Raw genomic sequence first — 15,637 nt, forward strand, 5'->3', positions numbered from 1 at the left:
TAATTATTAATCGTCATTCTTAGGCAGCCTGGCTAATGCCTCTGCTGCATTTTGTACATTGTTGTTCACCGTGTCGGCTGTTACATGTCCGTCACGCAAGGTGATGTTACGGCTGCTGTACTGGGCAATTTCCGGGTTGTGCGTTACGAAGATGATGGTACGTCCTTCGGCATGCAGCTTCTGGAAGAGTACCAGGATTTCGAATGACGTACGTGTATCCAGGTTTCCCGTTGCTTCGTCGGCAAGGATCACTGCCGGGTCATTCACCAGGGCGCGGGCGATGGCTACACGCTGCATCTGTCCGCCGGACATCTGGTTGCTCTTGTGCATCAGGCGGTCGCCCAGGCCGACGGCAACCAATGCCTGCACGGCTTTCTCATGGCGGGCGGAGGCACTGAAGTTGGGGTTGTACATCAGAGGTAGTTCTACATTTTCTACGGCTGTCGTTTTGGGCAACAGGTTGTAACTCTGAAAGACAAATCCGATCTTCCGGTTGCGCAGGGTGGCACGGGCGTTCTTTCCCATCGTGCGGACGGAGACGCCGTCGAGATAATATTCCCCCTTGGTCGGTGTGTCGAGACATCCCAACGTGTTCAGCAGCGTACTTTTTCCCGAGCCGGAGGTTCCCATGATGGTGACGAACTCTCCTTCGTGTATCGTGAAGGAGACGCCACGCAGGGCATGGACGATCTCGTCTCCGACTTTGAAGTCACGCCTGATGTTATCTAATTTGATTATCTCTTTCATTGCTGTTGTTTTTAACTGTCAACTATCACTTGTCAACTGTCAACTATTTTTATTTCTTCTTCTTATTGCTTCCCGGAGGGCCAGGCATGAACGGACTCTTTTCCGTTGGGGCAGCGGCCTGTGCCGGTGCGTCCGAAGTAAGGTCGACAGCGATTTCTTCGCCTTCGTTCAGTCCGTCGATCACTTCGATCATATTGCCGCTTGTCGATCCGACAGTAACGGCTTTCGGGTGCAACTGCTGTCCTTCTTTAACCCAAACCAGACGTTTGCCGGCAGGTGCTTCCTGGGCGCTGTTCTCGGCGATCAGGCCGGTGCCGATGAGTAGTTCTTCTTCCGGAACGAAACGTAACGATTTGGTCGGAATGGTCAGGACGTTATCGCGTTCGAGCGTGTAGATCGTCACGTTGGCTGTCAGACGGGGTTTCAGTTTCAGATCCGGATTGTCGGCGGTAATCACTACTTCATAGGTTACGACCGTAGAGGATGAGCTGGTGGAACTGCTTGAACTGCTGCTACTGCTGTCGCCCAAGCGGATCTGCCAGACGGTTCCTTCGAATACATCGTTCGGATAGGCATCGACGGTAAAGCTGACACGCTGTCCGTCGTGTACGTTGCCTATATCGGCTTCGTCGACATCGGCGATCACCTGCATCTTGGTCAGGTCGGCGGCGATGGTGAACAGGGTCGGCGTTTCGAATCCGGCGGCAACGGTCTGCCCTTCTTCGACGGCACGGTTGATAACGACACCGTCGATCGGGCTGGTGATCGTGGCGTATTCGAGGTTACGGTTCACTTTGACCATCGCTGCCTGATTCTGTTCGTAGGAGGCTTTCGACTTTTCATAATTGTAAGTCGCTGTCTCATAATCGGAGTCGCTGATCAGTTTCTTTTCGTAAAGCACCTTGTTACGTGCGTAATTCTTCTGCTGGTATTCGTATTCGCTCTTGCTGCTTGCCAGCTGGGCCTGGGCGGATGCCAGTTCGGCCTTCAGGTTTACTTTATCCATTTCTGCGATCAATTGTCCGGCTTTCACTACGTCGTTGTAGTCTGCGTACAATTTGTCGATGATGCCGGATACCTGTGTACCGACTTCCACTTCCGTCACCGGTTCTACTGTTCCGGTAGCTGTCACTGTGTTTGAGATGGAGCTGCGGTTCACTTTGGCGGTTTCGAGGCTGATGCCGCCTTTCGACGATTTACCTGTAAAGAACCAGATTCCTCCGGCTACGACCAGCACGCCTGCTATACCGATAATAAGTTTCTTGTTCATATCTTTTTCTGTTTTTATTTTTTACTTAGAACATCACGATTTCTTCACCTTGGTAGAAGCGCAGCAAACCTGCGTTGAGGATAGCCGTATATTTGGCCTGTAGCGTTTCCTGCTGGGCACTCAGGAGATTGTTTTTCTCGGTGAGCAGTTCTACCGTATTTTTCATGCCGACGTTGAACTGTTCGCTGACAAGGGCGTAGCTGGCTTCTGTGCTTTTCAGCTTCTGTGCTGCGGCTACATATTGCTGTTGGGCGCTGTTGGCTGTCAGCCAGAGGCTTTCAATCGTTTTGTAGAGTGTCTTCTGGTTGTCCATCAGGTCGAGCTCGCTGGTTTGCTTTTGCAGCTTCGCTTTGTTGACAGCTGTCTTTGCCTGTCGTTTGTCGAAGATGGGGATACTCAGGGTCAGGCCCAGGGAGTTGTTCCAGTTCTGTTTGACCTGTTCGCTGAAGCTGAAATCGTTGCCGTTGGCATTGGTCGTTCCGATCCCGGCACTGAGGCTCAGTGTCGGGATATATCCGGCACGTGCCATCTTGATACTCAGGTCGGAAGACTGGATGTTCAGTTTCCCGGATTCTATTTCAGGGCGCAGGTTGAGGGCGGTCTGGTAGACATCGTCTTTGCCGGGCAGCGGTATCAATACGCTGCTGTCGTCGAGTTGCGGCATGTAAAGATCCATTTCGAAATCGCCGTCCAGTTCGAGCAGCTGTTTCAGTTGCAGCTTGTAATCCTGCAAAGTTGTTTGCGAGGTGACCAGTTGGTAGTTATTGCTGCTTACCTGTGCTTCGAGTTGGGCGAGGTCGCTGGAGGCGATGCTGCCGGCGTTGAACAGTTCCTGTGCACGTTCGTATTCTTTCTGACTGACTTCCAGGGTCGATTCGTTCACTTTAACTGCTTCGGCGGAATAGAGTATCTGTACGTACAGCTGGGTGATGTTTTCCTCGATGGTGTTTTCGCTTTCGTCGACGGAGAGTTCGGCGATGCGGCTGTTCAGTTGTTGCTGTTTGACAGTGTTTACCCGTTTGCTGCCGTTGTAAACCGTCCAGTTGGCATCGATGCCGTAGCTACCGTTATAAGAGGTTTTACTTTCGCTGGTGGTGATGTTGTCGCCACTGATGATCGTACCGCTGGCACTGTTTGGGCGGTTCACGATGCGCTGGCTGATATTTCCACTCAGAGAAGGAAGGAAATCCGCCTTTGCCGACTTTACATCTTCTTGCGTGTTCTCGACGCTGATGCGGTTACGGCGGATGGTGATGTTATGCTCCAGGGCATAATCAATGCAATCACGAAGCGTCCACTGCTTCGGCATGTCGTCCTCTGCTTTCATTCCGGCAGGCAGAAGAAGCAGGCAGGATAGGATTATTAGAGAGATCTGTTTCATAATGCTTTCGTTTTGCGACCTAAACAATCTTTTTACCTTTATTTTCTGAAGCAAAACTACTTTGTATTAAATTCCTCTACAATTAGAATAGAAATAGGAGGTTGGTTCATAGACGAAAACGGGGATTTTGCCGATAAACGGAATAGAAGGGATATGAAAAGGTTTGGTAATTAGATTTGTAATTAGAAAGGGGACGCAGAAGACGCAGAGTAACGCAGATATTATAAATAAGTCTGCGAAATCTACGTCTTCTGCGTCCCCTTTCTATGATTACGAGCTATATGAGCGGAACTTAAAAATTCCGGATCATTTATCGTTTGAAAGAAACGGTTGTTTTTCCTCCGGTTTTTTGGATGAATACTTTTTTGTCGTGTTCATCGTCATCCGAATATATATGTGTGCCGTTATATTTCCAGGATGATATCTTGGCGTAATATTTACCGCCGATAACGTTTTTGTCTGTGTATTTATAGGTGATTTCCAGTTGGTCGGTATCACCGTTTACATAGATAGGAAACGTATAGGTACTGTATCTTGAATCTCCGTATGCGCTCAATGTGCAGTAATACAGATTTTCCTCTTTGTCGAAATAAATCCAGTTATGGTTGCCATTGTAACGTATGATAGTGTCGTCGACGTCTGTCTGCCGGTCCTTGGTGCGTTCGATCGGATTCTCCAGTTTCTCGCTCCATGATACGGGATACGTGTTCGGGTCATTCGGATGGATCAAGCTGTTCCCTTTCTCGTCGATATAGTAAAGACGTAAAGTGTTCGCCCTTCCGAAAAAATTACCGTCCGGTATGCTGTTCATCCATTCTTCCCCTTCTTCTTCCGGGTCCTCGGCATTGGGATTCAGGAGATGATCGTTACAGTTGGTAAGACCGACCGTACACAATAAAAGTAACAAGATACCGAATAAATGATTTGTTTTCATGATGTATAAACACTTTACCTGTTGTCTCTTATAATTCTCTTAACCAGATATTACGGAAGCTGATCGGTTCGCTGGGATCACCGTGGCTCTGCAGGATGATCGGGCCGGCTCCGTGAGGGATCACTTTCGGGAAGCCGATGTATTCGGTTGTTCCGAGGATCGTCGTGTTGTTCTGCAAAACGATGCCATTCTGAATAACGGTGATACGGGGCGGCACGCGATAGGTTCCGTCTTCTTTGAAAACAGGAGCGGAGTAAATGATATCGTATACATTCCATTCACCCGGTTTACGCATGGCGTTTGCCAACGGCGGTGTCTGTTTGTAGATACTTCCGGTCTGTCCGTTCACGTATGTTTCGTTGTTGTAGCAATCGAGCACCTGAACTTCATACATTCCTTGCATGAAGATGCCGCTATTGCCACGTCCCTGGCTTGTTCCGGTGATGTTTTCAGGAACGCACCATTCGATATGCAGTTGGTAGCTGTCGAATTTCTGTTTGGTCTGGATATCTCCGGCTTTCTTATTCACGGTGAAAACGCCATCGTGTACAATCCATTGAGCCGGTTCGCCTTTGGTGTTTTCCCAAGCGGAAAGGTCTTTGCCGTCGAACAGGACGATGGCGTCAGACGGAGCCGAGTTTGTTTTAATATCTCCCGGAGTAACGATTTTGGGTTGAGGAGTCCAGTATTCCGACATGCCCGGAGTCATTGGCTCCTGTTTCGGATACTCCTTCTGCTGTGCGCTGATGCTTACACAAGCCGTACAGGCAATGGCTGCCAGCACGGCTTTGTTGGTGAAGTCTCTTTTCTTCATGGTCTAAATTATTTTATATTTACATATTAAATGTTGCAAATCTACATAATAATTTGCCATGTTGTAACAGCTTTTACAGGAAAATGCGTTTAAGCGTTATGATTGAAAAGACGTTGTTCCGCCAGTTTCTCATATTTGGTCCCCGGACGGCCGTAGTTGCAATAGGGATAAATGCTGATTCCGCCGCGTGGGGTGAAGATTCCTGTCACCTCGATATATTTCGGGTCCATCAGCTTGACTAGGTCTTTCATGATGATGTTGACACAGTCTTCATGAAAGGCGCCGTGGCTGCGGAAACTGAAGAGGTATAGTTTCAGGCTCTTGCTTTCCACCATCTTCACATCGGGGATATAGTCGATATGGATGGTCGCAAAATCCGGTTGTCCGGTGATCGGGCAGAGGCTGGTAAATTCCGGGCAGTTGAAACGTACCCAGTAATCGTTGCCTTGGTGTTTGTTGGTGAATGCTTCCAGCACTTCCGGGGCATAATCCTGTTTATATTCGGTAGAGCTGCCTAAAAGGTGCAGTTCGTTTTCTTCTTTTCTTGTATCCATAATCTTATTTCTTCTTTCTGTTTAGGTATTTCTCCAATCCTTCTCTGCGTAATTTGCAGGCGGGGCAATGACCGCAACCGTCGGCAGGAACGCCGTTGTAGCAGGTCAGTGTCTGTGTACGGACCAGGTCGAATACGCCCAGTTCGTCGGACAACTCCCATACTTCACTCTTGTCACGGTCCATCAGCGGGGTGTGGATGACGAACTGTTCGTCCATAGCTAGATTCAGCGTGACGTTCAGTGAGCGGACAAAGGTGTCGCGACAGTCGGGATATCCGCTGAAATCAGCTTCCGATACGCCGGTTACCAGGTGAAAAATCCCTTTGCTTCGTGCCATGATAGCGGCGAAAGTCAGGAAAACCATGTTTCTTCCGGGAACGAATGTGTTGGGATAGCTGTCTGCCGGTTTGTCCTCGTCCATGACGATCGAGGTATCCGTCAGCGAATTTGGAGCCAACTGACTGATCAACGATACGTCTAGCAATTGGAACGGAACATGCGCATCGGCTGCAATCTTTCTTGCAATTTCAATCTCCTGGGAATGTTTTTGGCCGTAGGTAAAACATACGGCTTCTACGCGTTTAAAGTGCTTCTTAGCCCAGAAAAGGCAGGTCGTGGAATCTTGTCCACCGGAGAAGCATACCAAAGCGGCTTCTTGATGTTTCATATTTTTCTTGTTTTATACGTGGTTCAGCAAGCACACGGAAAAGGAGACGTTCCTTTTCGCTGCAAAGATACTTTTTTAATTGAAAATTGAGAATTGAAAATTGAAAATAGAGGGATATAGCTGGAACTATTGCACAAAAATGATGTAATTGTGCCGCACATTTCTGTTAAAAGTGTGCAATATTAAAGAAAAGTCTTTATCTTTGCCGCCGTTTGCATCTGAGAGGATGTTATAAAAGAGGTATTAATTAATGAATATTTTATGAAGAAAATTATCGCTTTAGCATGTCTTTCCATGCTTCCGTTGTCGTACGCTGCGGCAGAAGGTTATCAGGTGAACGCCCAGAGTACCAAGCAGGCAGGTATGGGACACGTTGGTGCTGCCATGAAGTTGGGTGCAGAAAGCATGCATTTTAACCCGGCAGGTCTGGTGTTTATGGATAAGAGTGTGGACTTGTCGGCAGGTATAACCGGTGTGTTTGCCAACGGTAAGTTTACAGGAGATAATGGATACGTTCAAAAAACGGATAATAAGGCAAGTACGCCTTTGTATGTATATGCCGGTTTCAAGATTTATGATTTCCTAGCTGCCGGTATCAGTGTAAATACCCCTTATGGGAGTGCCATTAACTGGGGACGCGACTGGAAAGGTGCTCACCTGGTACAGGATATTTCTTTAAAAGCGTTCAATATTCAGCCAACCGTTTCCTGGAAGATTATGGATAACCTGAGTATCGGTGCCGGTCTGATGATGGAATTCGGTAATATCGAACTGAACCGTGCCCTGATCGCGCCGCGTGCAATGACAGGGTTGGCTGAAAGTATGATGGGACAACTCGGTCCGATATTGGAAGCCATGCCACAATATAAGCCGATCGTCGATCAACTCGTATCAGAAATGTCCAAATATGATGAAACATCTGCTGTTTCTGCTTCTTTGAAAGGGGATGCCGGTATTCGTCTGGGATTCAATGTCGGTGCGATGTACGATATTAACGATAAATTTACGGTCGGTGTATCTTATCGTTCAAAAGTAAAAGCCCGTGTGAAAGAAGGCGATGTTCGTTTGAGTTATGCCAATGAATTAGGTTTCAAAGGATTGCTGGGACAAGTGAATGGTTTGGTTAATCAACTGGAAGGAATGGGGATTGCTATCCCGGGTATTCCCAAAGACGGTATTCAGATTCCCCCGTTGGATCAGGCTACTTTTTCTGCGGAATTGCCTCTGCCGGATAACTGGAATGTCGGTTTGACTTACAAGCCTACAGACCGTTGGGTCGTATCGGGAGAAGTTCAGTTCGTCGGTTGGGGTGCTTACAACTCGTTGGTTGTGAATTTCTATCCGGCTTCGGAATTGAGCCAATATGATATCGATGCTCCGAAGAAATACAAAAACTCACGTATTTATCGTCTGGGAACTCAGTTTGCGGCAACTAATCGTCTTGATCTTCGTTTAGGTGCTTACTTTGACGAAACTCCGGTAGAAGATAATTACTTGAATCCGGAAACTCCGAGTATGAATAAGTTGGGTATCACGGCCGGTCTGAGCTTCCGTCCGCTGGAATCTTTGTCTGTTGATTTTGCATTTTCTTATGTGACCGGATTCGGACGCGACGGTTCTTATACGGATCTCGATTTGTTAGGAAAACCTCGTACATTCGGTGGACATTACAATGTATATGCTTTGATGCCGTCAATCGGTCTTTCTTACGCTTTTTAACCTATACATATATATAATAAATCAGAAGAAAAGGGCTTGTCCGGGGTGGCAAGTCCTTTTTTCTTTATCAATGAATGAACAAGGTTTTTATTTGCGGGTGAAAAAAGTTTCATCCTAGTGGGGAAAGTTTCCCATTATACCGGGACTTTTCCCCCACTTGTGTGGGGATTTTTCCCCATAGTTATGAAAATTGTGGGGAAATGGAAACGATGCTTCCCTTAGCGGATCGCTACTTTGCGGACAGTTTCGCCGATGCGGACGATGTAATACCCCTTGGCGATATCGACAGTGTATTCACCATCCGGTTGCTTCATTTTGATTTCTTTGACACGGATGCCTACCACGCTGTATATTTCCAGTTTACTACCGATAGGAGCATTCTTTACAACGATCTTGTTGTCGTAGGCACTGATTTCGATAGAGTCGGGTTCTGTTATTTCAGCCTGTTTTACGGCATGCGTAGTTGTTGCCACTTGCTGTGCATTGACAGTGAGTGGATTACCAACGTAAGCGCTGATCAACAGGATTATGGCAAATAATGATCTCATATTCAAAACCCTAAATTCGTACAAATGTATGAATAATTTTGAATATGGTGGATATTTGGCAGTTATTATTTAAGAAAAGGGCCTTATTATATGGGTAAGACCATGCCTTCGCTTCCTAAAATTGTTCCGGGAAATATCTCCTTTGCTTCTTTATGTAATTCTGCGAGTTCTTCGTAACGGGCAGAATAATGACCGATGACAAGCCGTTTTACTCCTGCCTTTAATGCAATATCTGCTGCTTGGCGGGCGGTTGAATGAAACGTCTCTTTGGCACGTGCTTTGTCGCATTCGGCAAAAGTTGCTTCATGGTAAAGGAGGTCTACGCCTTCAATAATCGGAATGACAGACGGATTGTAGGCGGTGTCCGAGCAATAGGCATAGCGTTTGGGCGGTGCTGCCGGGCGCGTCAGCCGGGAACAGGGGATCACTTCTCCTTCCGGGGTGATATAATCTTTTCCCTGTTTGATATCTTTCATGCAGCGTATGGGTACCTGATAGAAATCAGTCATTTCGCGGATGATATGCGCTTCTTTGGCCTTTTCGGCAAACAAGAAACCACAAGTCGGAATCCGGTGCTTCAGGGGAATGGAATAAACAGACAGAGAACGGTCTTCCATGATCAGCGAATGACTGTAAGTATCTATATGGTTGAAACGGACTTTGTAAGGCATTCCTTTGCAGAATGTATCCAATACAGGACGCATGTAGTTTTCGATCTCTTTGGGGGCATGTATCACCAGTTCGCCGGTACGCCCCAGCATACCCAGCGTGGAAATAAGACCCGGCAGTCCGAAGCAATGGTCTCCATGTAGATGGGAAATGAAAATATGGTTTAAGCGGCTGAATTTGATACGCATATGACGCATCTGTACCTGCGTGCCTTCACCACAGTCTATCATATATAATTTATCACGTAAATCTACTACCTGAGAAGTTGCCAGATGCCGTGTTGTGGGTAAGGCTGAACCGCATCCTAAAATGTTTAAATTGAAATCTGCCATAAAGGAATCCCTTGGATAATTGTTTGCAAAGATAATACAAAAGCATCTGCGTTCTGTGAAAAATAACAAAAAAAGCGGTCCGATTGTTCCGAAGATGGCCCGGATTACATATATTTGTTTGCTGTCCTTCGGGAAGCAATGTTTAGTAAGTAAAAAAGACTTAAGATATTTTATTCTAAGCCTTAACTAACTTTTTCTTTTTGTTTAAAACGGTTAAATGTAGAAACGGCCAAGCGTGAGCTTCGCCGTTTCCTTTGTTTTATAGGGTATGTATCTTGCAAGGGCGGTTTTTATTGACCGCCCCGTACATTAATAAGTGTGACTGTCTTTCTCTTCCATTTCTTCCGCATCGATCTTATGAAGATCAAGTGCCCGCCATGCATAGAATATGTAGGCAAGGACGAAAGGTACCAGGATGGATACGTAACTCATCACTTTCAAAGTAAATGGACTGGAACAACTGTTCTGTATGGTCAATGAACTTTGCAGGTCGGTCAGTGACGGATAGTAAGCCGTGTTGTTCCATCCGGCACAGAGCAATAATGCCAATACGGTGAGAACAGTTCCTGTTCCGGCAAACCAAATCCCTTTTCGCCATGTTTGCGACACGATCGTTTTGATGATTCCATACAGAACGAGTACCACACCGGCAAGCAGTACAGCCAGCACGGCAGGCATTTCTATCAGATTGATGAAATATTTATAAGGCTGCATGAATACTTCCTGTGTTTCCGGATTTACGGCAAATCCGCTTACCAGCATTAAACGTATGAGGAATACCAGGAAGAACACCAGGAATAAAGCTGTTTCCGGGATCAACCGTTTCCGGCAGCGACTGACTATATCCTTATTGTCGATGTTGTTGATAAAATAGAGGAGTGCCTGTACACGTGCCAGGAAGAATACTGCCAATCCGAGACATACGTTCCAGAATACAAAGGCAGCTTCCAGCCCATGCAATGAATTGTTCCAGGTCGAAATAACCGGCATGGCTATATCCGTCATCTGTCCTTTGTTCACCGAAAATTCGGCTCCATTGAAGAAGGTGGCAACTGCCGTACCCAGTAAGATCGGGCCGAGTACGCCGTTGATGATCAGAAATACCTGATATGTTTTCTTGCCTAACAAATTACCTTTCTTTGCCTGATATTCGTAGGATACGGCCTGGATAACGAAGCAAAGCAGGATGAGCATCCATACCCAGTATGCCCCACCGAAGCTGGTCGAATAGAACAGGGGAAATGAAGCAAAGAACGCACCACCGAAAGTCACCAGTGTCGTAAAGGTAAACTCCCATTTACGCCCGGTGGAGTTTATTAACATCTTTTGTTCCAACTCAGTCTTTCCGATCGAGAAGAGTAACGACTGACCTCCCTGGACAAAGAGCAGGAATACTAACAGTGCTCCCAGTAGGGATACAAGGAACCACCAGTAATGTTGTAATAATATATATGTACTATCCATGGTGTATATTTTTAGTTTTCATTGTTAGTAGATACGGCGGGACCTTTCTTGATGGCTTTCACCATAATGCCTATCTCTGCGATCAACAGGATCGTGAAGAGGATCAGGAACAGGAAGAAAGTGGTCTGCACGGATGATGTGGCGAGTTTGGAAATAGAAGCACTTGTCGGAAGGATATCCTGTATCGCCCAAGGTTGACGTCCCACCTCGGCTACAATCCATCCGGCCTGTCCGGCGATATATCCCAGCGGGATAGACCACAGGCATACTTTTTGTAGCCAGCGTGCATCCTGGAATTTATCTTTCTTATTCCATACTAAAGCAATGATAAAGAGCAGGATGAAATATCCCCCTAGAATAACCATGATGCGGAACGAATAGAATGTCATGCCGACATGAGGAACCAGGTCGCCCGGGTCTTTGATATAGCCGTAACCAAAATAGGGGAAGTTTTCTTCTAGCGTAGCCCGGTATTGCTTGGCGGCTGTTTCGTCTTTATCTTTCTTTGCCTGGCGATAATTGGCCAATGCCTGGATAGCCTGTTGGCCTTTCTCGATCTTTTCGGCAGCAGAGAGGGCAGGGGTGCCTTCTTTCGTTGTGTAACCTCCTTCGATCAGGTTATTGATGCCCGGAACGTAGCCGTTGAGGTCACGTTCTGCCAGGAAAGATAACATCCCCGGTATCTTTATATCGAAAATAAAAGGATCGGCATTGTCTTTATAACTGGTTTTGTCCGGATTTAGCACACCTATGCCGACCAGTCCGACTTTGTTTCCTCCTTCATAGAGACCTTCCATTGCCGCCAGTTTCATTGGCTGTTTCTGTGCTACCTGGTAAGCAGAACCGTCACCCGTCCAAACGATCAGGATAGATGCGACCAGACCGAATATGGCGCTTATCTTAATGCTCTCCAGGGCAAAGCGTGTGTTCCGTTTCTTCAACAGGTACCAGCTGCTGATGCCGATAACGAACAAGGCCCCCACGATCCAGCCGGATAATACAGTATGGAAGAATTTATTGATGGCAACCGGCGACAGAGCAACCGCCCAGAAGTCGAACATTTCATTGCGGACCGTATCCGGGTTGAAATGCATGCCTGCCGGATGCTGCATCCATGCGTTGGCGATCAGAATCCATAAGGCTGATAAAGTCGCACCGATAATAGTTAGCCAGGTGGAAGCCAGGTGGAAACGTTTGCTCACCTTGTCCCATCCAAAGAACATTACGGCAATGAATGTAGCTTCCATGAAGAAAGCAAGGATACCTTCGATGGCCAGTGGCGCTCCGAAAATATCTCCGACGAACCAGCTGTAGTTCGACCAGTTCGTTCCGAATTCAAATTCGAGGATCAGACCGGTGGCAACACCGATCGCGAAGTTAATACCAAACAGCTTCATCCAGAACTGCGCTGTCTTTTTCCAGAATTCGTCACCTGTTTTGTAATAAATGGTTTCCAGGATAGCCTGGATCACACCAAGCCCTAAAGTCAGGGGTACAAAAAGCCAGTGATACATGGCCGTAAGAGCGAACTGCGCCCTAGACCAGTCAATCAAAGAAGTGTCAATGCTTTCGATCATAACTATATTAATTAAGGAGTAATTGCTCGATTGATCAATTCACCCGATACGTGTTCTTCTTTCTCGGAATTGCTGTCAAACTGTCCCAGGTAATTAGGAAAGAAAAACAGTTTTAATATAAAAAACATAATGAAGAGTTTGACCAATATAATCAGCCATAGGGTTTTACCTAGCTTCATCTCACGAAAACCTTCCAGGTAAAATTGGTATATTCGAACAAGTATTGGTTTCTTTTTCATGTTCATCTCTTCATTTATATAACAGAAATCAGGTGAATATGTTTTGTGTTAGACAAATATAAAAGAAACAACGACTTTTCATGCGCCTAGTTTCATAGATAATATTTATGAAAAAATAGACATTGTCTATAAGGTCTGTTAAAAAAAACTATTTTAAAAAAGAAAGCCGGAGGTTCAGGCTTGTTGTTATTTTCGCATTGGCTATATTTGCGTCAGTTTGTGTTTTTAAGCTGTGAATTTTGAATTAGAATATTATTATTAAGTGCTAATCTATAAAAAGTTATTACTATGTCAAACATCACTAGAAGATCATTTCTTCAAAGAGGAGCAGCTGCTGCAGCTGCATTGACCATTGTACCGGGTTCTGTTTTAGGAAAAAGTCATGGATATGTGGCTCCTACAGATAAATTGAATATTGCCGCTGTCGGTATCGGTGGTATGGGCCATGCCAATATTAATAATGTAAAAGGAACTGAAAACATCGTTGCGCTTTGTGACGTGGATTGGAAATATGCGAAAGGCGTATTTGGGGAACATCCGAATGCAAAAAAATATTGGGACTATCGCAAGATGTACGATGAGATGGGTAAATCTATCGATGCCGTTATTATTGCTACAGCCGACCATACACACGCTATGATTACAGGAGATGCGATGACATTGGGCAAGCATGTTTATTGTCAGAAACCGTTGACACACTCTGTGTACGAATCTCGTTTGTTAACTAAGCTGGCTGCTTCTACAAATGTGGCAACTCAGATGGGTAACCAAGGTTCTTCTTCCGAAGATACTGATTTGGTTTGCGAATGGATTTGGAATGGCGAAATCGGTGATATCACAAAGGTAGAATGTGCAACTGACCGTCCTATCTGGCCGCAAGGTTTGAATACTCCGGATAAAGCAGATAAGATTCCTTCTACATTGAACTGGGATCTGTTTACCGGTCCTGCAGAATTGAAACCTTTCAATAACATTTATCATCCTTGGAACTGGCGCGGATGGTGGGCTTATGGTACAGGTGCATTGGGCGATATGGCTTGTCATATTATGCACACTCCGTTTAAGGCTTTGAAATTAGGATATCCAACAAGCGTTGAAGCATCTTCTACTCTGTTGCTCCGCGATTGTGCTCCTAATGCACAGCATGTGAAATTTATTTTCCCTGCTCGTGAAAATATGCCGAAATTGGCTCTGCCGGAAGTTGAAATTCATTGGTATGACGGTGGTATGATGCCGAACCGTCCGGAAGGTTTCCCGGAAGGAAAAGAATTAATGGGGCCTGGTGGCGGTCTGACTATTTTCCACGGTACGAAAGATACATTGATTTGTGGTTGCTACGGACAGCAGCCGTTCTTGTTGTCAGGTCGCGTTCCTAATGCTCCTAAAGTATGTCGTCGTGTAAACGGACATGAAATGGACTGGGTACGTGCTTGTAAAGAAAATCCATCCAGCCGTGTACAAACAAAGTCTAATTTCTCGGAAGCCGGTCCGTTCAACGAAATGATCGTGATGGGCGTATTGGCTGTTCGTTTACAGAGTCTGAACAGAACATTGAAATGGGATGGCAATAATATGCAATTCACGAACATTGGTGATAATGAGATGATAAAGACTTGTATCAAAGATGGTTTCACTATCAAGGATGGTCATCCTTCATTCGCAAAAGACTGGACAGATCCTGTTAATGCAAAACAGTTTGCAGCAGAACTGATCAAGCATAACTATCGCGATGGATGGAAATTGCCTGATATGCCTAGATAACAGTTTTAAACTACATAAAAAATGAAGAAGTCAGTATTATTTGCCAGTGCCGCGCTGATGATGTGTTATTTCACCTCTTGTGGCGGCGGAAAGAAAACAGAAGAAGCTGCTGCGGATGCAACAGTCGAAACAAAAACAGAAGCAGCCGTGCCTGAATACAAATTATTGGATTTACCGACAGTAGACCTGTCTACATTCCCGAAAGATGCCGATGGTTGGATTACTATGTTTGACGGTAAGACACTGAATGGCTGGAGAGGTTATGATCGTACAGATGTTCCTAATGCATGGGAAGTGAACGATGGCGCAATCCATATCAAAGGTTCCGGAGCCGGTGAAGCTGGTGCTAAAGACGGTGGTGACCTGGTTTTTGCTCATAAGTTCAAAAATTTCGAATTGGAATGGGAATGGAAAGTGGCTAAAGGTGCCAACTCTGGTGTGTTTATCCTGATCCAGGAAGTAGAAGGACAACCTTCTTACATCTCTTCTCCTGAATATCAGATATTGGACAATGCAAACCACCCGGATGCTAAATTAGGTAAGGATGGTAACCGTATGTCTGCTTCCCTGTATGACATGATTCCGGCTAAACCGCAGAACTCTAAACCGTTCGGCGAATGGAATAAGTCAAAGATTATGTGTTACAAAGGTACAGTTGTTCATTATCAGAACGACGAACCGGTTGTTGAATATCATTTGTGGACTCAGCAGTGGAAAGAAATGCTGGATGCAAGTAAGTTCAGCAAAGATAAATGGCCGTTGGCTTACGAACTGTTGTTGAACTGTGGTGGACCTAACAAAGAAGGTTTCATCGGTCTGCAGGATCATGGTGACGACGTTTGGTATCGTAACATCAAGATTAAAGTATTAGATTAATTTAATCGATTTGCGCATAATTAATAGTAATACCCGGAATCGGCGGTTTGTCCGATTTCCGGGTATTTTTTTTGAAAAAAGTTTC

The 15,637-nt window shown here is 45.7% G+C and carries 15 protein-coding genes; 3 read left to right on the forward strand and 12 right to left on the reverse strand.

Going from position 1 to position 15,637, the window contains the following annotated elements:
* Positions 1–6 precede the first annotated feature (6 nt).
* From DWX23_RS13485 to queC, 7 genes are all read right to left on the reverse strand, one after another.
* Positions 7–747 carry an ABC transporter ATP-binding protein gene (locus DWX23_RS13485; RefSeq protein ID WP_122374859.1) on the reverse strand — a complete coding sequence of 247 codons (741 nt, stop codon included), beginning with the start codon at positions 745–747 and terminating at the stop codon, positions 7–9.
* 49 nt (positions 748–796) lie between these two features.
* On the reverse strand, positions 797–2,017 hold the full coding sequence (locus DWX23_RS13490) for an efflux RND transporter periplasmic adaptor subunit (protein WP_122374860.1): 1,221 nt from the start codon (positions 2,015–2,017) through the stop codon (positions 797–799).
* A 25-nt stretch (positions 2,018–2,042) separates the two neighbouring features.
* A complete protein-coding gene (locus tag DWX23_RS13495; protein WP_122374861.1) occupies positions 2,043–3,398 on the reverse strand; it encodes a TolC family protein in 1,356 nt (451 codons plus the stop codon).
* A 310-nt stretch (positions 3,399–3,708) separates the two neighbouring features.
* Positions 3,709–4,332, reverse strand: coding sequence for a hypothetical protein (locus DWX23_RS13500; RefSeq protein WP_122351804.1), 624 nt, complete (start codon positions 4,330–4,332; stop codon positions 3,709–3,711).
* Between the two features lie 28 nt (positions 4,333–4,360).
* On the reverse strand, positions 4,361–5,146 hold the full coding sequence (locus DWX23_RS13505; RefSeq protein WP_122351803.1) for a DUF1080 domain-containing protein: 786 nt from the start codon (positions 5,144–5,146) through the stop codon (positions 4,361–4,363).
* Positions 5,147–5,235: 89 nt separating this feature from the next.
* Complete coding sequence (gene queF, locus DWX23_RS13510; protein WP_122374862.1) at positions 5,236–5,700, reverse strand: preQ(1) synthase; 465 nt, start codon at positions 5,698–5,700, stop codon at positions 5,236–5,238.
* A gap of 4 nt (positions 5,701–5,704) precedes the next feature.
* Entirely contained in the window at positions 5,705–6,367 is a 663-nt protein-coding gene (gene queC / locus DWX23_RS13515) for a 7-cyano-7-deazaguanine synthase QueC (protein WP_122374863.1), read from the reverse strand.
* 261 nt (positions 6,368–6,628) lie between these two features.
* Here queC and DWX23_RS13520 point away from each other — a divergent pair, with 261 nt between their 5' ends.
* Complete coding sequence (locus DWX23_RS13520; protein ID WP_122351800.1) at positions 6,629–8,086, forward strand: OmpP1/FadL family transporter; 1,458 nt, start codon at positions 6,629–6,631, stop codon at positions 8,084–8,086.
* Positions 8,087–8,304: 218 nt separating this feature from the next.
* Here DWX23_RS13520 and DWX23_RS13525 read toward each other — a convergent pair whose 3' ends face one another.
* The 5 genes from DWX23_RS13525 to DWX23_RS13545 form a co-directional block, all read right to left on the reverse strand.
* On the reverse strand, positions 8,305–8,634 hold the full coding sequence (locus DWX23_RS13525; RefSeq protein WP_122374864.1) for a hypothetical protein: 330 nt from the start codon (positions 8,632–8,634) through the stop codon (positions 8,305–8,307).
* Between the two features lie 86 nt (positions 8,635–8,720).
* Entirely contained in the window at positions 8,721–9,635 is a 915-nt protein-coding gene (locus DWX23_RS13530) for a ribonuclease Z (protein WP_122374865.1), read from the reverse strand.
* A gap of 309 nt (positions 9,636–9,944) precedes the next feature.
* A complete protein-coding gene (locus DWX23_RS13535) occupies positions 9,945–11,099 on the reverse strand; it encodes a cytochrome d ubiquinol oxidase subunit II (RefSeq protein ID WP_122351797.1) in 1,155 nt (384 codons plus the stop codon).
* An 11-nt stretch (positions 11,100–11,110) separates the two neighbouring features.
* Positions 11,111–12,676: a cytochrome ubiquinol oxidase subunit I gene (locus DWX23_RS13540; RefSeq protein WP_122351796.1), complete on the reverse strand. Its 1,566-nt coding sequence runs from the start codon at positions 12,674–12,676 to the stop codon at positions 11,111–11,113.
* An 11-nt stretch (positions 12,677–12,687) separates the two neighbouring features.
* Positions 12,688–12,915 carry a DUF4492 domain-containing protein gene (locus DWX23_RS13545; protein WP_122352010.1) on the reverse strand — a complete coding sequence of 76 codons (228 nt, stop codon included), beginning with the start codon at positions 12,913–12,915 and terminating at the stop codon, positions 12,688–12,690.
* A 288-nt stretch (positions 12,916–13,203) separates the two neighbouring features.
* Here DWX23_RS13545 and DWX23_RS13550 point away from each other — a divergent pair, with 288 nt between their 5' ends.
* The gene (locus DWX23_RS13550) at positions 13,204–14,676 is read left to right on the forward strand and encodes a Gfo/Idh/MocA family protein (protein WP_122351795.1); all 1,473 of its coding nucleotides are present in this window, start codon (positions 13,204–13,206) and stop codon (positions 14,674–14,676) included.
* 21 nt (positions 14,677–14,697) lie between these two features.
* The gene (locus DWX23_RS13555; RefSeq protein ID WP_122351794.1) at positions 14,698–15,552 is read left to right on the forward strand and encodes a DUF1080 domain-containing protein; all 855 of its coding nucleotides are present in this window, start codon (positions 14,698–14,700) and stop codon (positions 15,550–15,552) included.
* Positions 15,553–15,637: the final 85 nt, after the last annotated feature.

Source organism: Parabacteroides sp. AF18-52 (assembly GCF_003479145.1).
In the GTDB taxonomy this organism is placed as follows: Bacteria; Bacteroidota; Bacteroidia; order Bacteroidales; family Tannerellaceae; genus Parabacteroides; species Parabacteroides faecis.